Source organism: Flavobacterium petrolei (assembly GCF_003314435.2).
Classification (GTDB): domain Bacteria; phylum Bacteroidota; class Bacteroidia; order Flavobacteriales; family Flavobacteriaceae; genus Flavobacterium; species Flavobacterium petrolei.
In genome coordinates this window covers 914,404-936,606 of record NZ_QNVY02000001.1, presented here as the reverse complement: position 1 = coordinate 936,606, position 22,203 = coordinate 914,404, and the positions used below count along the sequence as shown (strand labels likewise).

The following is a 22,203-nucleotide window of genomic DNA, read 5'->3' as shown; positions in this document are numbered from 1 at the left end:
TAAAGGTATATTCCATCAAAAATAATATTTACCAACAACTAATGATGGAGAACCAACAACTTTTTGAAATTTAATTATTTTTTAAGTTCAAAAGCAATTATTTTTGCACCACAACTAAACACAACTACACATGACAATTTTACTACTAGGTTCGGGCGGAAGAGAACATGCTTTTGCATGGAAAATGATTCAAAGTCCGCTTTGTGACACACTTTTTGTAGCTCCGGGAAATGCAGGAACGGCTTCTATAGCTACTAATGTTGCTATCAGTCCAACTGATTTTGAAGCTATAAAAACGTTTGTTATCCAGGAAAAAGTAGCAATGGTTGTCGTAGGACCAGAAGATCCTTTAGTAAAAGGGATTTATGATTTCTTTCTGAACGATGCCGCATTAAGTCATATTCCTGTTATCGGTCCTTCAAAAATGGGTGCGCAACTAGAAGGAAGTAAAGAATTTGCTAAAGAATTTTTAATCAAACATAACATTCCAACCGCTGCTTACGATAGTTTTACTATTGAAACAGTAGAAAAAGGATGTGAGTTTCTGGAAACATTGCAACCGCCGTATGTTTTGAAAGCTGATGGTTTAGCCGCAGGAAAAGGGGTGTTAATTATTCAGGATTTGGCAGAAGCCAAAGAAGAATTAAGAAACATGTTGGTGCATCAAAAATTTGGTGACGCCAGTTCTAAAGTGGTTATCGAAGAGTTCCTGGACGGAATAGAATTAAGCTGTTTTGTTCTTACGGATGGAAAAAATTATAAAATATTGCCAACGGCTAAAGATTACAAACGTATTGGCGAAGGTGATACAGGTTTAAATACAGGCGGAATGGGAGCAGTTTCTCCAGTTCCTTATGTTGATGCTGTTTTGATGGAAAAAATTGAAACACGCATTGTAAAACCTACAATTGATGGTTTTCAAAAAGACGGAATTCCGTACAAAGGATTTGTTTTCATTGGATTGATTAATGTGAAAAACGAGCCAATCGTAATTGAATACAATGTGAGAATGGGTGATCCGGAAACCGAAGTGGTTATACCAAGATTGAAAACGGATTTAGTGGAATTATTTTTGGCTGTAGCCAATGAAAAACTGGACGAAATCAATCTGGAAATTGACGAAAGAAGTGCGACTACCATTATGGTTGTTTCTGGGGGATATCCAGAAGATTTTGAAAAAGGAAAAGTAATTTCAGGATTAGAAACTATTGAGGATTCTATTGTTTTTCACGCAGGAACAAAATTAGAAAATGGAAATGTTGTTTCTAATGGCGGAAGGGTTTTAACCGTAACTTCGTATGGAAATGATTTCGAAGAGGCCATAAAAAAATCTTACCAAAACATAGATAAACTACATTTTGATAAGATGTATTTTAGAAAAGATATTGGAAACGACTTAAAATAGTTTCCAATTATCGTTCACTTTTTTTTAATTCTTATTTTAAGAAAGAGTGAGCGGTAGTATCTTGCTTCTCAGTTCCAGCGTCTTCAAAAATTTTCAATTGTTTAATCCAGTATACCATTGCCGAAGCGCAAATAATCATGAAAATCCAATTGATTGTATTAGCCGCAAACCAAGATGACAGCTCTAATGAACGTAAAAAGTCTAGAGGAGCAAATAAAATATTTACAAATAAGTATTCTATTCCTTCGAAAAATGATTTCATAATGTATAAGATTAATTTATTAATTGTCTTAAGGAACTTGGAATCTTAAAAAAGAGTATCTTTTTTGAACTTGGAGAGTTTCCTTTTTAAACAAGTACTATATTTACAACCACAAAAGTATAAAATATCCTTATGATAACAAGTGTTTTTAAAAAATCTACACCATTAAATTTTGCATTGGTCGTTATTTTAATGCTAGTTTTCTTTTTAATGTATCAAATTCAAGATTTATCTTGGTTCAGTTCTGCTTTTTTAATTTTTAAAAAAGCAACAACATTTATTATTTTGTTGGCATCGGTTTTCTTAATTGACTTTATTGCCCGCAGAAATGCACTTAGTAAAGACAGTAGTTATACGATTCTTTTCTACTTTTTATTTTTACTTTTTTTTCCTTCGGTACTGGATAATACAAATTTAATTATTTCTAATTTTTTTATTTTATTAGCGCTTCGAAGGTTAATTTCTTTACAATCGCTGAAAGCGTCCAAAGAAAAAATATTTGATGCTTCATTATGGATTTTTCTGGCTTCTTTATTTCATTTTTGGAGTATAATCTTTATTGTATTGGTTTTTATATCCATAATATTTCACGTTGCCAGAGATTATAGAAATTGGATACTACCTTTTATTGCTTTTTTTATAGCTATAATTATGTTTATGCTTTTTGCAACAGTATTTAATTTAAATGTTGTTGAATACATTCTGAAAAGTGTAAAAATAAATTTTAACATTGATTATTTTACAAATAGTTATCAAAATGGTGCTTTGTCTATTTACGCGACCGTAGCTTTATTTTTTGTAATTTCTATGTTTGCCACATTGTCAAGCCGACCACAATTGTTACATACTTCATACAAAAAAATCATTGCTTCTTTTTTTATCGGCGTACTTATTTATGTAATTTCTGCTAATAAAAGTAATGATTTATTAGTGTTTACATTTGCGCCTTTGGCCACGATGGCCACTAGTCATATCGAAGTACCACAACTTAAATTAAAACAGGAAATGGTACTTTTTGTGCTAATTGCCTGCAGCCTTTTTGCTTTTTTTAGTCAATTATAGTTTCTCACCATAGGCTAAATCACCTGCATCACCCAAACCAGGAACAATGTAACTGTGTTCATTGAGCTTTTCATCTAAAGAAGCAACCCAAAGATGACAGTTTTCAGGCAAGTATTCTTCTAAATGCGCAATGCCTTCCGGGGCAGCAATCACAACGGCAATATGTATTTCTTTTGGCGTTCCTCTTTCCATTAATTTATTATACACCGCAACTATGGACTGACCAGTAGCAAGCATGGGATCAACTAGCACTAAATTTTTTCCGTTGATATCAGCAAGAGCTTGGTATTGCACTAAAATATCAAAGTAATCGTCATTATTGGGATGATGTCTAAAGGCAGAAACAAAACCATTTTCGGCGCTGTCAAAATAATTTAGAAAACCCAAATGCAATGGCAATCCGGCTCTCAGAATAGAACACAAAACCAATTGATCTTTGATCTCAGTCGTATTTTTAATGCCTAACGGTGTTTGGATTTCAATAGGCGCGTAATGCAGTTCTTTACTTAATTCATACGCCATTATTTCACCAATACGTTCAATATTTCTTCGGAAACGCATGCTGTCATTGTGAACATTCACATTTCGTATCTGCCCCAAAAAATGATTTAGGACACTGTTTCCTTCCGATAAATAATGAATTTGCATGGTTGTGTTTTTGTAATTAAACTTCTAGTTATTTTTTTATGGTATAAAAGTATAAAAAGTATCTTTGTCTTTTAATATATAAAGATATGTTTTCAAAACTAGCGTACTCCGTATTCGAACAAAGTATCAAGGATTATCATCAATTTGATAATGTTGATCAACCTATAAACAATCCTTTTCCGAAGGATAAATTTGAACATTTGTTGTATCACAAAAACTGGATTGACACCGTTCAATGGCATTTTGAGGATATTATCCGTGATCCAAATATTGATCCTGTTGCAGCTTTAACTTTGAAAAGAAGAATCGATGCATCTAATCAGGAACGTACGGATATGGTGGAATATATTGACAGTTATTTTCTTCAAAAATACAGTCATGTTGTGGTAAAAGACCACGCAAAAATTAATTCAGAAAGTCCGGCTTGGGCTTTTGACCGATTGTCGATTTTAGCATTGAAAATTTTTCACATGCAAGAAGAAGCTAATCGTGCAGAGGCTTCACAAGAGCATAGAGATAAATGTCAGGCGAAGTTAAATATTTTATTGGAACAAAGAACAGACTTGTCAACGGCGATTGATGATTTATTAACAGACATTGAAAACGGCGATAAATTCATGAAAGTGTACAAACAAATGAAAATGTACAACGATGATGATTTGAATCCTGTTTTGTACCAAAACAAGAAGTAAAAGATATTTTGAACATTAATTAATTGTCCAAAAAAATCCAACATATAGCCGTCATGAGACTTTCAGCAATGGGAGATGTCGCCATGACGGTTCCTGTTTTACGCGCTTTTGTAAAACAGCATCCACAAGTTAAAATCACGGTTATTTCCAGACCGTTTTTCAAACCTTTTTTTGAAGGAATTCCGAATCTTTCTTTTTTTGCTTTCGATGAAAAAGAACGGCACAAAGGATTTCTGGGGTTGTTGCGTTTGTTCCAAGATTTAAAAGGTTTACAAATTGATGCTTTTACCGATTTACATAACGTTTTGCGTTCTAAAATCATCCGAAACCTTTTTGCTTTAAGCGGAAAAAAAACAGCTTCGGTTGATAAAGGAAGAGCAGAAAAAAAAGCCTTGACCCAACCTGAAAATAAAGTGTTCCAGCAATTGCCAACGATGTTTGAAAGACATGCCAAAGTATTTGAACAACTTGGTTTTACTGTTGATTTATCGCAGGCAGTTTTTCTTGAAAAAGCAGTTTTGAGCCCGGAAATTTTAACTATAATTGGAACAAATCATCAAAAACTGATAGGTATAGCTCCTTTTGCGCAATACGATTCTAAAGTGTATCCGTTGGATTTAATGCAACAAGTAATAGATAACTTGGCTTTGGATACAAACAATACCATTTTACTTTTTGGAGGAGGAAAAAAGGAAATCGAAATCCTGGATTTCCTTGCTGCTAATAAAGAAAACGTCATCAATATGGCGGGGAAAATTAAGTTTCACCAGGAATTACAACTCATTAGTAATCTTGATGTAATGCTTTCCATGGATTCCGGAAACGCACATATTGCAGCTATGCTTGGTGTAAAAGTCATCACGCTTTGGGGCGCGACACACCCTTATGCGGGATTTTCTCCCTTTAATCAACCAATGGAAAATGCTTTGGTATCGGATAGAAATCAGTTTCCTAAACTACCAACTTCGGTTTATGGGAACAAAAAAGTAGCTGGTTATGAAGATGCCATGCGAACGATTACCGTTGATGCAATTCTTAAGGCACTTTAACGGTAGGTTATACATCTAGAACTTATTATACATTTTTTATTTTTAAAGTAATTTTCATATAATGAGAATTTTAACACATTTATAACATTAACGCATAATTGTGTAGTGAGAAAAATACTATTTTTGATTCTGATCTGTTCAGCTTAAACCGTAAAGTAAAGACTAAATAAAAATGTTTATTTGCTAGTTCAACTTTTTGGAAATACTTTGAAATGTTCCATTAACAAAAATATAAAATCATTTATGTCAAAAATTACGGTAACAATTGCAATTTTGTTGATTTTCTCCTTTTCTGCTTTTTCGCAAAAAAATAAACTTTCAGGTGTTTTGACCGCTGGAAGTGAAAAACCCCCCATTCACAATTCAGTTGTTGCTTTATTAACTCCAATAGACTCTGTTTTATACCAATTTACCCGATCGGATAAAGAAGGGAAATTTATCCTTAATAATATAAAACCAGGCAATTACATATTAATGACTTCACACAGTCAATATGCGGATTATTTAGATGAAATTACCGTGACTTCAACTGATAAAGACTTAGTATCCATTGCTTTAATGAGCAAAATGGAGTTGCTGCGAGAGGTGATTATAAAAACGGGATCTATCAAAATTAAAGGTGATACAACTAGTTATAGGGCAAGTGATTTCAAAGTTGATGCCAATGCCAATGTTGAAGAATTACTAAAAAAATTGCCGGGAATACAAGTAGATAAAAATGGAACTATCAAAGCGATGGGCGAAACAGTAGAAAGAGTACTGGTAGATGGCGAAGAATTTTTTGGGGATGATCCTGGAATGGCTGTAAAAAACTTACGTGCCGATGCTATAAAAGAAGTACAGGTTTTTGATAAGAAAAGCGATCAAGCTGAGTTTACAGGAATAGATGATGGCGATTCTAAAAAAACAATAAATCTGAGATTAAAAGAGGATAAAAAGAAAGGTTATTTTGGTAAAATTGATGGAGCAAACCAACCCGTTACCGATGCGGATTCCAGATACAATAGCAATATCATGGTGAGTAGTTTCAAAGGAAAAAGAAAGCTTTCGGCATTCTTATTAAATGGAAATACGGGTCAGGATGGATTAAGTTGGCAGGACAGTGACAAATTTGGAGGAGGAGACGGGAATGTGAGTATGAGCATGGATGATGATGGAAATGTAAATTACGAATGGACCGGCGGCGATAATGATGATGAACCTTATGTAGACACTCAAAATGGTTTTATAAAAAACACCAATGCAGGATTGCAATACAGCAATAAATGGAACGACAAACATTCCTTAAATTTATCACCCAAATACAATAAACAAAGCTACCAAAACAATAGTAGCAGAAATACGCAAACTCAGGTAGGCGATACACAATTGAATGAAAATAGAGCAACTACAAGTCATGTAAATAGAGATAATTTTAAGCTTAATACGGTTTATGATGTGAAAATAGATTCTGTAAACACCCTGAAATTTACCACTAAAACTAATTTTTACAATACTGAAAGTGATGAATTTACGACCGGAAATACCACTGGAAGCGATGGATTGTTAAGGAACAAACAGGAACGTTTATTTACCACAAAATCAGATAAGGAATCCTTGTCCGCGAGTGCTTTGTTTAAACATAAATTTGTAAAACCACGCAGAACGCTTTCTATCAATAGTAGTTGGAGTACATTGAATACAAATGCTAATAATTTTTTAAAATCTTCGAATGAGAGTTATGAAGGAGGCGATTTTGCTTTTAGTAATGAGGTAGATCAAAATAAAATCGGGGATAAAACCAATCAAAATCTTGCTTTGAATGTGGCCTATACAGAGCCTATAGGAAAGAAACTGGCTTTGCAATTATCCTATCAAATTACGCACAATACAGGTAATAGCAACTTTGTGACTTATGATTTTTCAGATCTGACAGGCAAGTATGATGTTATGGTCGATTCCCTTTCAAACCAATTCAAGCAAAACATAACAACAAACAAACCAGTTATTAAATTAAGTTATAATGCTAAAAAGATAAATTATAGTTTTGGTAGTGGTTTTGGTTTCACGTCATTTAATTTACAAGATCAAACTTTAAATAAGGAATACAATCGCAGTTTTACAAATTTTTTCCCAACTGCAAATTTTTCTTACAAGTACAAAAGTAACAGCAATTTGAGAGTGAATTATCAAGGTGCTACAAAACAGCCTACTATTGACCAATTACAACCGTTACGAAACAATCAAGATTTTTTTAACCAATTAGTAGGAAATCCAGATTTAAAGCAATCTTTTACAAACAGTATCAATGTTTCTAATAATAGTTACAGCATTTTAACCGAGACGAATTTTTATCAAAGAATTTCTTTTAGAACAACATCAAATTTGATTTCTTTCAATAGAGATATTGACCCAGAAAGCGCAAAAACAATTACAACACCTATAAATACTAACGGTAATTTTTCAGCCAATTTGTACATGGGTTACGGGTTTAAAGTCAAAAAAATAAACATGTATGTTAATCTTAGTCCTTCAGTAAATTACAATAAATCGGTCAATAGCATCAATAAGCAAATCAATAACTCGAATATTTTAAGTTCTAATTTTTCTGTTTATTTGAATAAATCCAAAGAAAAGAAATACGATATCAATCTAAGTAATACTTTCTCAAACAGCCGTAACAGTACTTCTCAAAACAATGAAGTAAAATCATTTAATACCAATAATCTAGGTTTAGACGTTGCCGTTTATTTTAGAGAAAAATGGAAATTATCAACGGATTATAATTTATATTCTCGCCAAAAAACGGTTGATTTTCAAACCAATCTTACCAATCAATTGTGGAATGCCAGGTTCCAACGTACCTTTAAGAACGATGAGTTTACGGCTTATGTAATGGTGCGAGACATTTTGAATCAAAACATAGGTATTAGTAGATTTGTTTATGAAAATACAATTGGCGAAGAGCGAAATGACAGACTTCGACGCTATGCTATGATAGGTTTTACATGGAATTTTAAAAATAAAAACGGCATCGAAAAAAAATAAAGAAGCCCGTATAGGAATTGTAATTCAGCATCGAAAACGTCAATATTTTTAAAATAAACCACCCCACTAATTTAAAATACAACCCAATGAAATCAATATATTTTTACATCACATTATTTGTTTTTACCACAGGATCCTATGCACAGCAATTTGTAGATAAGGCTGTAATTGAGTATGAAGTGAACACCAATCTCAAAAAAACAATGAGCAATGACAGTTGGGATGAAATGATGAAGGAAAACTTATCCGACTTAAAAATATCGTATTTCACTTATACTTTTGAAAATAATAAAAGTGTATATAAGTTCGACAGATGGAGTCCAAAAACAAGAATACCAAAACATGAGAAAGAAGCTGACGAAGAAAACACCTGGTTCTTTGATTTTACAGCGCAAAAAATGAACGTACAAAAACAAATTGTGGGTACTAATTTTGTAATTGCAGATAGTATTCCCAACATTGAATGGAAAATCACAAACGAGCGCCGAGAAATAGCGGGCTATAATTGCCGAAAAGCGGTTGGAAAAATATTTGATGATGTTTATGTTTTTGCTTTTTATACAGACGACATAACCATTACTGGCGGTCCATGTAGTATAAATGGTTTACCAGGTATGATTTTAGGACTTTCAATACCTAGATTGTATACGTCATATATAGCAACTAAAATAGATTTAAAAATCAAAGATAGCGCTGTAATTAAGCCTATTACAGCTAAAAAAACTTATGATTTTAAAGAACTAAAAACATTAATAGAAGAAAAAACAAAGGACTGGTATACCTACGGAGAGGACAAGGAAGAGAATAAAAGACAAAAAAATATGTTCTTGTGGAATGCTTTTTTGTAAATGGAATGACCAGATTTTATAAATATTAAAAATTCCAAATTCCAACATTTAAGGCTGGAATTTGGAATTTTGATATTAGATATTTACCTCTTAAACATCATCATAATCTACATAAATAGTCTCTGATGTTGGATGTGCCTGACAAGTAAGAATAAGTCCATCGGCGATTTCTTTATCGGTAAGGATGGAGTTTTTAGTCATTTCGGCAGTTCCAGAGATAACGCGAGCCAGACAGCTGCTGCAGATTCCACCTTGGCACGAATACGGAGCATCAATGCCTTGTTTTAAAGCGGCATCAAGAACGGTTTGTTTTTGTGACATTTCGAAAGTTGTTTCCTCGTCATCCACCATGATGGTGATTTTTGAATGGCCGCCTAACGATTTTTCTATTTTATTTTCTTTGGTTGAAGAAGCAAATAATTCGAATTTAATATTAGATTCTTTTACATTATGTTCTTTTAAAACTCCTGAAACGATATTGATCATTTCTTCTGGTCCACACAAATAGAACTTATCAAATTCCAATTCCTTGTGTTTGTTATTCAGAACAAAATTCACTGTCGATTTTTCAATTCGCCCAAACAAAGCAGGTTCCACTTTGGCTTGACTGTATACGTAATGTACAAAAAGGCGTCCTACATATTGCAATTGCAAATCGTGTAATTCTTGGTGAAAGATGGTTTCTTCTGGCGTTTTGTTTCCGTAAACCAATACAAAAGAACTCTTTGGTTCGTTTTTCAATACTGTTTTTAGGATAGACATCACGGGTGTGATTCCGCTACCGGCAGCAAAAGCCGCGTAGTTTTTTTGTCGGTCCGCTTGCGGTTCAAAAGTGAATTTTCCTTCCGGTTTTCCCACTTCAAGAACATCGCCCGCTTTGAGTTTTGTGTTAGCAAATTGCGAGAAAGCACCGTTTGCGACCGCTTTCACAGCAATGCGTAATTCCCCGCTGTCAGGAGCTGAGCATATAGAATACGCACGACGAATTTCTTCACCGTCTAAGGTTAATTTTAGATTGACATATTGACCGGCAACAAAAGTATAATTCGCTTTTAATTCCTCAGGTACGTTAAAAAGTATGGAAACAGCGTCTTTGGTTTCGCGTTTTACTTCTTTTATGATTAATTTCAGGAAGGATGACATGATATTTTTTTTGCAAAAGTAGGAAATGGCAAATAAATGGAGATTAAAAATAAGTGTTTTTTTATATTTGATGTAACGTTTTCTTATTTTCATGTACCTACAGTAAAACCAAAATAACCAAACTATGATTCAAAAATTCCTCTATCTCGAATGGAAAGCATTTTTTAGGTCAGCTTCCTTCGCAACTAATTTGGCTTTGAAAATCCTGATGGGTTTTGTCGCCGTTTATTTCATTTTAATTTTCTTAGCATTAGGAGTCGGAGCTTTTTATATTCTGAAGAAAATGAATCTGGACCCAATTGTTACCGTAAATCAATTCATGATTTACTATGTATTGATGGATTTAATTATCCGATTGCTGTTGCAAAAAATCCCGGTGATGAACATCCGCCCGATGTTAATTTTTCCCATAAAAAAATCGACAATTGTTCATTTCTCATTAGGAAAAACCGTTTTGTCCTTCTTCAATTTGGTGCACGCTTTTTTCCTGATTCCGTTTTGTGTTGTTTTGATTATCGAAGGCTATGATGTACTTTCAGTAGTGCTTTGGTACAGTGCCATTTTTTCTTTATTATTCATCAACAATTTTCTGAATATTCTACTCAATAACAAGGATAATTTATTCGCCATTTTCTTAGTAATCGCAGCTGTTTTAGGAGGATTACATTATTACGGACTCTTTAATATCACGGAAATTACAGCGCCATTTTTCAATGCTATTTTCAATACGTATTGGGCTTTTGCCATTCCAGTATTAGCTTTAATCGCGATATATTATGTTACTTTTCAGTATTTCAAAAAGAATTTATACCTCGATGCGGGATTGTCAAACAAACACGACGTTGCCAAAACGGAGGAGCTGACTTGGTTAAACCAATTTGGAACCATAGGAACCTTCTTAAAAAACGACATCAAATTAATCAAAAGAAACAAACGATCTAAAACCACTGTTGGATTGAGCGTCATGTTCCTTTTATATGGGCTTCTTTTCTTTACTAGTAGTATTGAAGCTTATAATAATCCTTTAATGCACATTTTGGGCGGGATTATAGTTTCGGGTGGATTCTTAATTACTTTCGGACAATTTGTGCCGAGTTGGGACAGCGCTTATTACCAGTTGATGATGACACAAAACATTCCGTACAAAGGCTATTTGAGTTCTAAATGGTGGCTGATGGTAATTGCTACAATTGTAACCACAACCATAGCGTCATTCTATCTCTATTTAGGGGTTCATGTTTATTTAACCATTGTCGTGGGTGCGATTTATAACATTGGAGTCAATTCTCATTTGGTTTTATTGGGTGGAGCATATACTAAAACACCAATCGATTTGAGTTCCGGGAAAGGCGCTTTTGGTGACAAAAAAGCATTCAATATAAAAACGATGTTGATTTCTATTCCACAGTTGGCTTTGCCCGTTTTACTGTATTGGCTGGGTTCAAAATATGCAAATCCAAATGTAGGCTTAGCGCTGGTAGCAGGTACAGGAGTGATTGGATTTGCATTCAAAGAGAAAGCATTTTCCGTGATTGAAAAAATCTATAAATCAGAGAAATACGCGACCATTGCGGCTTACAAACAAAAAGGATAATCCAGCGATTAACTAAATCAACAAATAACCGAATAAACTTTTTCAAAAATGATACAAGTAAATAACCTTTCGAAAACATACAACGGAACAACCGTATTAAAAATAGATTCTTTAGAAATAAAAAAAGGCGAAAGCTTTGGATTAGTAGGCAATAACGGTGCTGGGAAAACCACTTTTTTCAGCCTATTATTGGATTTAATCCAGCCGTCCACGGGAAATATCATCAACAATGACATTCAGGTAAACACCAGTGAAAACTGGAAGCCGTTCACCGCTTCTTTCTTGGACGAGAGTTTCTTAATTGGCTACTTAACGCCCGAAGAATATTTCTATTTCATTGGCGATTTACGCGGACAAAACAAAGCCGATGTCGATGCTTTATTGGCCACACACGAAGAATTTTTCAATGGAGAAATCCTTAAAAACAAGAAATATTTGCGCGATTTATCCAAAGGAAACCAGAAAAAAGTAGGTATCATCGCTACCTTAATCGGGAATCCGGAGGTTATTATTCTGGACGAACCGTTTGCTAATTTAGACCCAACCACACAATTCCGATTAAAAAAAATTATAAAGGATTTAGCTGATAATCCGGAAGTAACCGTACTGGTTTCCAGCCACGATTTGCTGCACACCGTTGAGGTAAGTGACAGGATTGTCGCGCTGCACAAAGGCGAAGTGGTCAAAGATATTCAAACTTCTCAAGAGACTTTACAGGAATTAGAACTGTTTTTTGCGGTTTAAAATTTACGCAACAGACTCAGACAAAATTTTACCGCTAATTTGCGAATTGTATACTCCAATGCGTTTATACAATTTGTTAATTAGCGGTTTTCTTATGGCGTAACCCTGCGTCTCGTCCCAAAAGACGAGACTTCAGGTCGGGCTGTGCGCTATATCTTTATTTTCTTAAAGAAAGAAAATAAAGGATGCCGTTTCCATCCCTTACGCACAGGCGGATTACCACAATATGATGTCATAATTTTCACGATAGCAAAAAGAAATGTATTTTTACCAGTGCATATACTAAAAAGTATATTTAATAGTTAATTGATAAAAACGTTTTCCATTGAAAATCAATATATTTAAACCATTATCCTTCATATTATTTTTTGCTTTTTTGGTAGCCTGTTCTACTAAAAAAGACACCTTTATGGCTAGGAATTCACATGCTTTAAGCACCAAATATAATATTTTATACAACGGTCAAGTAGGCTTGGATAAGGGAGTTTTGGCGGTAAATGCCAACAGCGATGATGATTTCTGGCAACTTTTGCCGGTTGAAAAAATGCAAATCTTAGAAGATGTCACTTCCACTTCAAAACCTAAAAATACTGATTTTGAATTAGCAGAAACCAAAGCGACCAAAGCCATCCAAAAACATTCCATGAATATTGGCGGCAGAGAGAAAAACAGTCAAATTGATGAAGCCTATCTGATGCTTGGAAAAGCTAGATATTATGACCAACGATTTGTTCCCGCGCTCGATGCGTTCAATTATATTCTGTACAAATACCCCAACAGCAGCCGAATTTATGAAGCCAAAATTTGGCGAGAGAAAACCAACATGCGTTTGGGAAATGATGCTTTGGTCATAAAAAACATCAGTAAATTATTAGAAGATCACGACGTAAAAAAACAAGTTTTTGCAGATGCAAACGCACTTTTGGCAGCTTCTTTTTTAAACATGGAGGAGAAAGACAGTGCAGTTGCTAAGATAAAACTCGCCATCGAATTCACCAAAGTAAATCAGGAAAGAGCCCGTTACCGTTTTGTTTTGGGACAACTGTATCAAGAATTGGGATACAAGGACAGTGCTGTTATTTCCTATCAATCCGTGATTGACATGAACCGAAAAGCGGAGCGTAGATTTGTCATTCAAGCACATGCTAAAAAAGCGGAGTTGTTTGATTATCAATTGGGAGATTCAGTTTCCTTTGTAAAAACATTCAATAAATTGATTCAAGACCGGGAAAACCGTCCCTACAAAGATTTGATTTTTCATCAAATGGGGGTATTTCACGACAAACAAAACAATCAGAAAACAGCTTTGAATTTTTACAATGCATCGTTACGAACGAATTCAAAAGATACCTATTTAGTAGCGTCAAATTATAGAAATTTAGGAAACATGTATTTTAGAAATACGGAATATTCTGCGGCAGCAAAATACTATGACAGTACTTTGGTTAAACTGAATAACAAAACAAGAGAATTTGTAAAAATCCAAAAAATAAGAAGTAACCTCGATGAGGTAATTTTGTATGAAGCGCTGGCTAAGAGAAACGACAGTATTCTAAATGTGGTTGCGATGAATCCTACAGATCGTTCGGCTTATTATGAAAAATACATTACTAAATTAAAGGAACAAGATGAGGCGAAAAGGCTTTTAGACGAAAAAAATAAAGCCAAACAGGAAAACATGAACAGGAACAATTCGATTAGTTCGATAGATCCTGTTTCCGGTCGAGATCCCACAAAATCAGTTCGAAAATCACCCATGGCTCCGCCTACTATTGCCAGTGCAGCTTCTCAATCAGCAGCGGGTAGTTTCTATTTTTATAATCCTACAACGGTTGCTTTTGGAAAAGTAGAATTCAAAAAAAATTGGGGAGAAAGAACTTTAAATGGCAACTGGAGAATCGCATCGGCAAATGCAAATACAACTGTAGTCGATTCTTTGAGTGTAAATAAACAAACTGTTGGAACGGAAGCGAACCCGAATAAAATAGTGGAGCAATACACGACTGATTATTACCTGAAACAACTTCCAACCGCCCAAATAGAATTGGACAGTATCAACAAAGAACGTAATTTGGCCTATTACCAATTGGGAATTATTTACAAGGAAAAATTCAAGGAAAATGATTTGGCTATCGCTAAATTAGAACAATTATTAAACAACAATCCTGAAGAAAAACTGGTTCTTCCGGCAATGTATAATTTGTATAAATTATATCAAATTACCGATATAAATAAAGCAGCAGCGATAAAAAATAAGATCTCAACGCAATTTCCGGATTCTCGCTACGCACAAATAATTAATAATACAAATCCAAGCGGAACTTCTCAAAACGAAACACCGGAAAGTGTTTATAATAAATGGTATAAAGCATTTCAGCAAGAACAGTTTGTTAGTGTGTTGGAAAATTCAGACGCTTTGATAAATCAGTTTTCAGGCGAGGAAATTGTATCTAAATTTGAGTTGCTTAAAGCAAATACCATTGGTAAACTAAAAGGAGTAACCGCCTACAAAAATGCATTGCAAGTGGTGGCGGATAATTATCCAAATAGTGAAGAAGGTAAAAATGCGCAAGTTATTCTGACCGAACAAATTCCTTTTTTAGAGAAAATGGAATTTAATACAGTGGAAACCAATAATTGGAAAATTCTATATACAGTAGGTAAAAAGGAAGATAATGATACAAAAGCTTTGGAAGAAAAAATAAAGAAGTTTATTAAAGAAAATAACTTTCAGGAGCTATCGTACTCTTACGATTTTTATAATGAGAAAGAAAGTTTTATTACCATTCATGGTTTAAATTCAGCAGCTTTTGCAAATAATATTGTTGCAAAGATTCAAGCTGATAAGTCCCTTGAAAGTAATCAGACCTCAATTGTGGTTTCTAATCAAAATTATAAAGTAATCCAGATTAAGAAAAGCCTTGACGCATATATAGCACTAAAAAGATAATAACTATGTTTGATAAAAAACAAAAATCCTACACTGATCTTTTGGGAAAAACCAATCGAATCGTGGAAGGGACTACCATAAAAGGCGATATCATTTCGCAAGCTGATTTTAGATTGGATGGAAATTTAATCGGTAATTTTCAGTCTGGAGGAAAAATTGTCATTGGACCGGCAGGAAGTGTCGTTGGTGATATTGTATGCAAAAATGCGGATATCGAAGGAAAATTTGAAGGAAAAATTGAAGTTACAGAAGTCCTTAATGTAAAAGCGAAGGCCATCATTCATGGCGAAGTGTCTGTAGGGAAATTATCGGTGGAGCCAGGTGCTGATTTCACTGCTTCTTGTACGATGAAAACAAATATTAAAAATCAAAACTTGAATAATGGACAGTAAAACTCCAAATAAAAACAATTTCAATAAATGGTTGGTATTTTTGGGGATTCCGTTCCAAATGGGAGTTGTCATTTTCGCATTTACTTATTTTGGGATGTGGCTGGATGAAAAATATTCAGACGAATCCTCTTCTTTTTACACTATTATATTATCGTTATTGTCTGTTTTTATAGCACTTTATAACGTAATTCGCCAAGTTAAAAATATTAATAATAATAACGAATGATCAATTTTTTCTCGTTTCTGAAGTATTTAGTGCCCTTCACACTACTCTTATTTTTTGCTCAATATTATGGTTCATCGGCCTTCAGTCAAGATCATGATTTCTTTTATGCTACATGGAGTATTTACCTTTTCTTGTTTGGAACCACACTTTTAATATATGTATTGCTACTGTTTGTAAATGCCAATTTTCCGGATTTCACTGGTTTTGCTTTTCTGGGAACCACTTTCGTGAAAATGATGGCAGCTGTTGTTTTTTTGCTTCCATTGATTCAATCAGAAGGTCGAGAAACTAATTTGGATATTGCGGCTTTTTTCATCCCTTATTTCCTATTTTTGCTTTTTGAAACAGTTTTTTCGGTACGATTAATAAATAAAAGATAAGTTGCTTGAAAATAATGCAATGCGATTGTAAAATTCATTTTTTAAAATCATCATTATAATTTTCAATTTTGAATTAAATATGTACCTTTGCAAAAAATTTTAAAAACGTAAAATCAGATACACAATTAATAATGGTAATTTCAAAAAAATCACTTCAATTCCTGTTAGTTACTTTTCTAGCGTGTATGCCGTTGGTTACTTTCGCAAATCCAACCGCGGATAGTCTTCAAAATCACACTGAAAACGCTGCTCCAGCTGCAGAAGCACATGGAGAAACAGGTCATTCTGCTGAAAAAGAATTCAATGCCACGGAATTGATTAATGATCACATTGGAGATTCTCATGAATTCCACATTGCGGATTATGATGGTCATCCTATTACGTTTTATCTTCCTGTGATATTGTGGACAAACAACGGATTGGAAATGTTCTCTTCTGAACAATTTCACCATGATAATGAAGGACACCATATTATTGATGTGAACGGTCAGAAATTAGTTCGTTTCAATGAGGTTATCTTTTACGCAGATAAATTTGAAACCTTAACAGAAGACCAAAGAAAAAACGGTGCTTTCGCGTTTGACGCCAGACCACTTGATTTTTCAATCACTAAGAATGTTTTCTCGATGTTGATGTCAGCTCTTGTATTGTTCTTTTTGTTTCTTGCAGTTGCACGTTCTTACAATAAAAATAAATTGGCGCCAAAAGGAATCGCTGGATTTCTAGAGCCATTAGTAATATTCGTTAGAGATGAAATTGCTATACCTAATATTGGAACAAAAAAATACGCGAAATACATGCCGTATTTATTGACTATATTTTTCTTTATCTGGATTAACAACCTTATTGGATTGATTCCTTTTTTCCCTTTCAGTTCAAACCTTACCGGAAATATCTTCTTTACATTTGTATTAGCATTGATTACTTTTATTGTAACTTCTTTCAGTGCCAACAAAGATTATTGGAAACATATTTTTATGCCTCCAGTTCCTAAAGCATTGTATCCTATTATGATTCCTGTAGAAATTATCGGAATGTTGACAAAACCTTTTGCATTAATGATTCGTTTATTCGCAAACATTACTGCAGGACATATTATCATCTTGAGTTTAGTCTCATTGATTTTTATATTCAAAACAGTAGCCGTTGCACCTATTTCTGGAGCTTTCGTAGTGTTCATGAGTGTACTTGAAATGTTGGTTGCGGCGTTGCAGGCTTATATCTTCACGTTGTTGACAGCATTGTTTATTGGTCAGGCTGTAGAAGAGCATGATCATCATTAAAATGTGTTTTATTAATTATTAACTATATTAAATTTAGTATTATGGTATTAGCTGGAATCGGAGCTGGATTAGCTGTTATTGGTGCAGGTCTAGGTATTGGAAAAATTGGTGGTTCTGCAATGGACGCTATTGCTCGTCAACCTGAGGCTGCTGGAAAAATCCAGACTGCTATGATTATTGCTGCTGCACTTATTGAAGGTGTTGCACTTTTCGCAGTAGTTGTTGCGTTGATCACAAACGCATAATTAAAGCTTAAAACTTCCTGATACGGTTGGTATCAGGGAGTTTTTATTTCTAAAACAAACTTTTAAATATAAATATATGAATTTTACAGCACCGGAGAGTTTAATTTTTTGGACCTCTATTATCTTTTTAGTTTTCTTCATCCTTTTAAGAAAATTTGCTTGGAAACCAATTCTTGGCGCAGTAAAAGGTAGAGAAGATTCAATCAATGAAGCGTTATCTTCAGCAGAAACTGCTCGTAGAGAAATGCAAAATCTTACTGCAGAAAACGAACGTATTCTTCAGGAAGCAAGATTAGAGCGTGACTCTTTATTAAAGGAAGCGCGTGAAATGAGAGAAAAAATGATTGCTGATTCTAAAGCTGATGCACAAGCAGAAGGCGCAAGAATGATTGAGCAAGCTAAAACAGCTATCTTAGCAGAAAAAAATGCAGCTATGGCTGAATTGAAATCACAAGTTTCTTCATTGTCATTGAGTATCGCTGAGAAAGTATTAAAAGATGAATTATCTAACAAAGAAGCTCAAACTAAATTGATTGAGAATATGTTAGGTGACGTTAAATTGAACTAATTATGGCAAGTACAAGAGCAGCAATTCGTTATGCAAAAGCAATTTTGGACTTAGCAAACTCAAAAAATGTTGCCGAAGCAGTAAGCAGTGATATGAAAACTATTGCTACCACTATTAATGGGAATTTAGAATTGAGTACTTTTATTCAGAACCCTACCATTAAAGTTGCGGTGAAAGAAAATGCATTGTTAGAAATTTTTGCAGGTATCAATGGCGTAACTCAAGGGTTGTTTCATTTGTTATTTGAAAACAAAAGATTCGAAATATTAGGTGCAATTGCTACTGAATATGGTAAATTATCTGACTTAGCAAATGGGATTGAGTTAGCGCAAGTGACTACAGCTGTTCCTATGGATTCAATTTTAGAAGCTAAAGTTTTAGCAAAAATTGCTACGCTTTCAGATAAGAAAATAACATTAGAAAATATAGTAGACCCTGCAATTATTGGAGGTTTTATTTTGAGAATAGGTGATAAGCAATACAATGCTTCAGTTGCCAATAGATTACAAGTATTAAAAAGAGAGTTAATCAACTAAATTCTAACAATGAAAAAAATTCTATTTTTATTTATTTTAAGTACATCGTTATTTTCTTTTGGTCAGAAAATAAAAGAAGATGATGATCAGATTTTATTTGATAATGTTGCAGTAGCGAAAGTTGAAAAGGACAAAGCAGGTACGCAATTTAAATATACTTCAATTAATAATGCCAATGCTATCATTGCAACCTTGAAGACACATAAAATTGATGCCCAAAATTCTAAAAGTTGGTTAGTTGTTACAAATCTGGATGGTACAAAAACTACAGAAGTAGATTTTGCTCTAATGTCTTTTACATTGAATTATAAAAAAGCTGTTGCAGAAATCCTTGCTAAAAAGTACAATATTTTAACGTCTAACGGTGTGGAGAATCTGGATGCTTTTTTTGCTGAAGAACGTCCAAGTATTTCAGCAGAGATTGAAAAATTGAAGGAAGCTGCTAAAGTTATTGAGAAAGACTTAGCTACTATGAACTATCAGGTTTTTCGTAAAGACAAATTGATTTTTTCTGGAGTAGTACCTAAAGATGCTTTTACAGAGAAATATAGTGCAGAACAAAACAAAGAATTTATGTCAAGAGTTGTTGCAAAATATGATGTTTCTATGAAACAGAATGCATCGCCAACTCCGGTTTTAAATGTTGAAATCGCATCATTGAGTGGTAGAGTATTAGTTCAAGCTGTTGAGAGAGGCGGTAAAATGGTAGTAGCATTAGTTGAATCTGATAAAACTTTTACTTATGTTCCAACTGCAAAAATCAATAATGCGGATTTAGCTTCTTCTGAAAGTTTTGTAAAAGAATTAGTTGATATAACCTATTTGAATGGGCAAAAATATATGACTTTGATGGAGGCGGAAGTTCTTTTAGGAGCAAGACAAGCTGATAAAATGGCTAAATTTGATGCCGCTAAATTAAACTCATCTAATATTTATGATAAAATTGGGTATGCAATTGATCCAAAAGGAGAGAAATTAGAAGGGACACTTTCAATTGATTTCGAAAAAATTGTAATGAGCAGTTCATCTAATGGAATGGTTGATTTAGATGGTGTTGGAAAAATATTAAAAGTTTTAGCCAAAAACGAAAAAGGTGATCTAAGATATTACAATTATAAAGCAAAAGAGAATGTACTTTTTAGTATCATTAATGATGATAAGTCAGAGACAAAGTATAGAGCTTTATTGGTAAAAGTTGAAGAGGTTGCTGCACCAAAAGATAATTCTGCACTTGATTTAGGTGCCATGGCTGGAATTTCTCTAGCTACAGCTTCATGGAAATATTTTAAAGAAGTACAAATTACAGATAAGATGAGTATTTATCAAGATATACCTTCAAATTCATATGTAATTAAAATACCAGCTCAAGAGAAAGGTTTTCAAATTTTGATTAAAAAAGGTAAAGAAGAAAAGTTTTACAGCAAATTAAAAGAATATATAGGAGAAACTATATCTAGTAGCGACATAGAAAAGATTGATTACAGTAACGTTAATGGTTTAAAAGATTTAGTTGATTTATATTCTAAATCAATATAAAAAAATAGGTAAAAATAATTATTATGGCGGAAATTAAACCTGCTGAAATTTCAGCAATATTAAGAAAGCAAGTAGAAGGTTTTGAATCTGGTGCTACACTAGAAGAAGTAGGAACCGTACTTCAAGTTGGAGATGGTATTGCTCGTATTTACGGGCTTTCTAATGTTCAATATGGAGAGTTAGTTGAATTTGACAATGGATTAGAAGCTATTGTTTTGAATCTTGAAGAAGACAATGTAGGTGTGGTACTTTTAGGACCATCTACAGGAATAAAAGAAGGTTCAACTGCAAAAAGAACACAACGTATTGCTTCTCTTAAAGTGGGAGAACAAATGGTAGGTCGTGTAGTAAACACACTTGGTTTTCCAATTGATGGAAAAGGACCAATCGGTGGAGATTTATACGAGATGCCTTTAGAAAGAAAAGCACCTGGAGTTATCTTCCGTCAGCCCGTTACTGAACCATTACAAACAGGTATCAAAGCAGTAGATGCAATGATTCCAGTAGGTCGTGGACAACGTGAGCTAGTTATTGGTGACCGTCAAACAGGTAAATCAACTGTTTGTATCGATACTATCTTAAACCAAAAAGAATTTTACGATGCAGGAAAACCTGTATTTTGTATCTATGTAGCTATTGGACAAAAGGCTTCTACTGTAGCAGGAATTGCTAAAATGTTAGAAGAAAAAGGTGCAATGGCGTATACTGTTATCGTTGCTGCAAACGCATCTGATCCAGCTCCAATGCAAGTATATGCTCCTTTCGCAGGTGCTGCAATTGGAGAATATTTTAGAGATTCAGGTCGTCCAGCTTTAATTGTTTATGATGATTTATCTAAACAAGCTGTTGCATACCGTGAGGTTTCTCTTTTATTAAGAAGACCACCGGGACGTGAAGCATATCCTGGAGATGTTTTTTACTTGCACAGTCGTTTATTAGAACGTGCTTGTAAAGTAATTGCTGATGATGGAATTGCTAGAAATATGAATGATTTACCAGATTCATTGAAATCAATTGTAAAAGGTGGTGGTTCTCTTACTGCTTTACCAATTATTGAAACTCAAGCTGGTGACGTTTCTGCATATATCCCAACAAACGTAATTTCGATTACAGATGGTCAAATTTTCTTGGATGGAGATTTGTTTAACTCTGGTGTTCGTCCGGCAATCAACGTAGGTATTTCGGTATCTCGTGTTGGAGGAAATGCACAAATTAAATCAATGAAAAAAGTAGCAGGTACTTTGAAACTGGATCAAGCACAATTCCGTGAGTTGGAAGCGTTTGCTAAATTTGGTTCTGATTTAGATGCAGTTACTTTAAACGTAATTGAAAAAGGAAAAAGAAACGTTGAAATCTTGAAACAAGGTTTAAACGATCCATATACTGTTGAAGATCAAGTTGCGATTATCTATGCTGGTTCTAAAAACTTATTGAGAAATGTTCCTGTGAACAAAGTAAGAGAATTTGAGAAAGATTTCTTGGAATTCTTAAACAACAAACACAGAGCTACTCTTGATGCGTTGAAAGCAGGAAAATTAACAGACGAAATTACAGATGTAATCGAAACTGTAGCAAAAGAATTATCAGCAAAATATAACTAAAAAAGTTTTAAA

21 protein-coding genes are annotated in these 22,203 nt (G+C 33.9%); 18 read left to right on the top strand and 3 right to left on the bottom strand.

The window, feature by feature from the left end; translation table 11 throughout:
- Positions 1–130 precede the first annotated feature (130 nt).
- The gene (purD, locus tag DR871_RS04130) at positions 131–1,405 is read left to right on the top strand and encodes a phosphoribosylamine--glycine ligase (RefSeq protein WP_113664731.1); all 1,275 of its coding nucleotides are present in this window, start codon (positions 131–133) and stop codon (positions 1,403–1,405) included.
- A gap of 31 nt (positions 1,406–1,436) precedes the next feature.
- On the opposite strand, the gene DR871_RS04125 is transcribed toward purD, so the two are convergent.
- Entirely contained in the window at positions 1,437–1,667 is a 231-nt protein-coding gene (locus DR871_RS04125; protein ID WP_113664732.1) for a DUF6341 family protein, read from the bottom strand.
- A gap of 132 nt (positions 1,668–1,799) precedes the next feature.
- On the opposite strand from DR871_RS04125, the gene DR871_RS04120 reads away from it, so the two are divergent.
- On the top strand, positions 1,800–2,729 hold the full coding sequence (locus DR871_RS04120; RefSeq protein ID WP_113664733.1) for a DUF6427 family protein: 930 nt from the start codon (positions 1,800–1,802) through the stop codon (positions 2,727–2,729).
- Here the strand turns inward: DR871_RS04120 and upp are convergent.
- Positions 2,724–3,377: a uracil phosphoribosyltransferase gene (gene upp / locus DR871_RS04115; protein WP_113664734.1), complete on the bottom strand. Its 654-nt coding sequence runs from the start codon at positions 3,375–3,377 to the stop codon at positions 2,724–2,726. The two genes, DR871_RS04120 and upp, sit on opposite strands and share 6 nt — an antisense overlap.
- A gap of 86 nt (positions 3,378–3,463) precedes the next feature.
- On the opposite strand from upp, the gene DR871_RS04110 reads away from it, so the two are divergent.
- The 4 genes from DR871_RS04110 (at position 3,464) to DR871_RS04095 (ending at position 8,993) form a co-directional block, all read left to right on the top strand.
- Positions 3,464–4,069, top strand: coding sequence for a DUF4254 domain-containing protein (locus tag DR871_RS04110; protein ID WP_113664735.1), 606 nt, complete (start codon positions 3,464–3,466; stop codon positions 4,067–4,069).
- A gap of 53 nt (positions 4,070–4,122) precedes the next feature.
- Positions 4,123–5,118: a glycosyltransferase family 9 protein gene (locus DR871_RS04105; RefSeq protein WP_113665447.1), complete on the top strand. Its 996-nt coding sequence runs from the start codon at positions 4,123–4,125 to the stop codon at positions 5,116–5,118.
- 243 nt (positions 5,119–5,361) lie between these two features.
- On the top strand, positions 5,362–8,145 hold the full coding sequence (locus DR871_RS04100; RefSeq protein WP_113664736.1) for an outer membrane beta-barrel family protein: 2,784 nt from the start codon (positions 5,362–5,364) through the stop codon (positions 8,143–8,145).
- 86 nt (positions 8,146–8,231) lie between these two features.
- Positions 8,232–8,993: a GLPGLI family protein gene (locus DR871_RS04095; protein WP_113664737.1), complete on the top strand. Its 762-nt coding sequence runs from the start codon at positions 8,232–8,234 to the stop codon at positions 8,991–8,993.
- 90 nt (positions 8,994–9,083) lie between these two features.
- Here the strand turns inward: DR871_RS04095 and DR871_RS04090 are convergent, their stop codons facing one another.
- Complete coding sequence (locus DR871_RS04090) at positions 9,084–10,136, bottom strand: ferredoxin--NADP reductase (RefSeq protein ID WP_113665448.1); 1,053 nt, start codon at positions 10,134–10,136, stop codon at positions 9,084–9,086.
- A 124-nt stretch (positions 10,137–10,260) separates the two neighbouring features.
- Between DR871_RS04090 and DR871_RS04085 the strand changes: the two genes are divergently transcribed.
- From DR871_RS04085 to atpA, 12 genes are all read left to right on the top strand, one after another.
- Positions 10,261–11,730, top strand: coding sequence for a DUF5687 family protein (locus DR871_RS04085; RefSeq protein WP_113664738.1), 1,470 nt, complete (start codon positions 10,261–10,263; stop codon positions 11,728–11,730).
- Positions 11,731–11,778: 48 nt separating this feature from the next.
- Positions 11,779–12,474 carry an ABC transporter ATP-binding protein gene (locus tag DR871_RS04080; protein WP_113664739.1) on the top strand — a complete coding sequence of 232 codons (696 nt, stop codon included), beginning with the start codon at positions 11,779–11,781 and terminating at the stop codon, positions 12,472–12,474.
- A 325-nt stretch (positions 12,475–12,799) separates the two neighbouring features.
- On the top strand, positions 12,800–15,424 hold the full coding sequence (gene porW, locus DR871_RS04075; RefSeq protein WP_165355302.1) for a type IX secretion system periplasmic lipoprotein PorW/SprE: 2,625 nt from the start codon (positions 12,800–12,802) through the stop codon (positions 15,422–15,424).
- Between the two features lie 5 nt (positions 15,425–15,429).
- Positions 15,430–15,816 carry a bactofilin family protein gene (locus DR871_RS04070; protein WP_113664741.1) on the top strand — a complete coding sequence of 129 codons (387 nt, stop codon included), beginning with the start codon at positions 15,430–15,432 and terminating at the stop codon, positions 15,814–15,816.
- Positions 15,806–16,042, top strand: coding sequence for an AtpZ/AtpI family protein (locus tag DR871_RS04065; protein WP_113664742.1), 237 nt, complete (start codon positions 15,806–15,808; stop codon positions 16,040–16,042). Before DR871_RS04070 ends, DR871_RS04065 begins: the two co-directional genes overlap by 11 nt.
- The gene (locus tag DR871_RS04060; protein ID WP_113664743.1) at positions 16,039–16,422 is read left to right on the top strand and encodes a hypothetical protein; all 384 of its coding nucleotides are present in this window, start codon (positions 16,039–16,041) and stop codon (positions 16,420–16,422) included. The genes DR871_RS04065 and DR871_RS04060 overlap by 4 nt, the downstream gene beginning before the upstream one ends.
- 131 nt (positions 16,423–16,553) lie before the next feature.
- Positions 16,554–17,705 (top strand): F0F1 ATP synthase subunit A, encoded by a 1,152-nt coding sequence (gene atpB, locus DR871_RS04055; RefSeq protein ID WP_113664744.1) that lies wholly within the window; start codon positions 16,554–16,556, stop codon positions 17,703–17,705.
- Between the two features lie 41 nt (positions 17,706–17,746).
- Positions 17,747–17,950, top strand: coding sequence for an ATP synthase F0 subunit C (gene atpE, locus DR871_RS04050; RefSeq protein ID WP_039113322.1), 204 nt, complete (start codon positions 17,747–17,749; stop codon positions 17,948–17,950).
- 76 nt (positions 17,951–18,026) lie between these two features.
- Positions 18,027–18,518, top strand: coding sequence for a F0F1 ATP synthase subunit B (locus DR871_RS04045; RefSeq protein WP_113664745.1), 492 nt, complete (start codon positions 18,027–18,029; stop codon positions 18,516–18,518).
- A 2-nt stretch (positions 18,519–18,520) separates the two neighbouring features.
- Positions 18,521–19,054, top strand: a complete 534-nt coding sequence (atpH, locus tag DR871_RS04040; RefSeq protein ID WP_113664746.1) for an ATP synthase F1 subunit delta — start codon at positions 18,521–18,523, stop codon at positions 19,052–19,054.
- Positions 19,055–19,063: 9 nt separating this feature from the next.
- Positions 19,064–20,590 carry a hypothetical protein gene (locus tag DR871_RS04035; protein WP_113664747.1) on the top strand — a complete coding sequence of 509 codons (1,527 nt, stop codon included), beginning with the start codon at positions 19,064–19,066 and terminating at the stop codon, positions 20,588–20,590.
- Between the two features lie 23 nt (positions 20,591–20,613).
- Positions 20,614–22,191: a F0F1 ATP synthase subunit alpha gene (atpA, locus tag DR871_RS04030; protein ID WP_113664748.1), complete on the top strand. Its 1,578-nt coding sequence runs from the start codon at positions 20,614–20,616 to the stop codon at positions 22,189–22,191.
- Positions 22,192–22,203 lie beyond the last annotated feature (12 nt).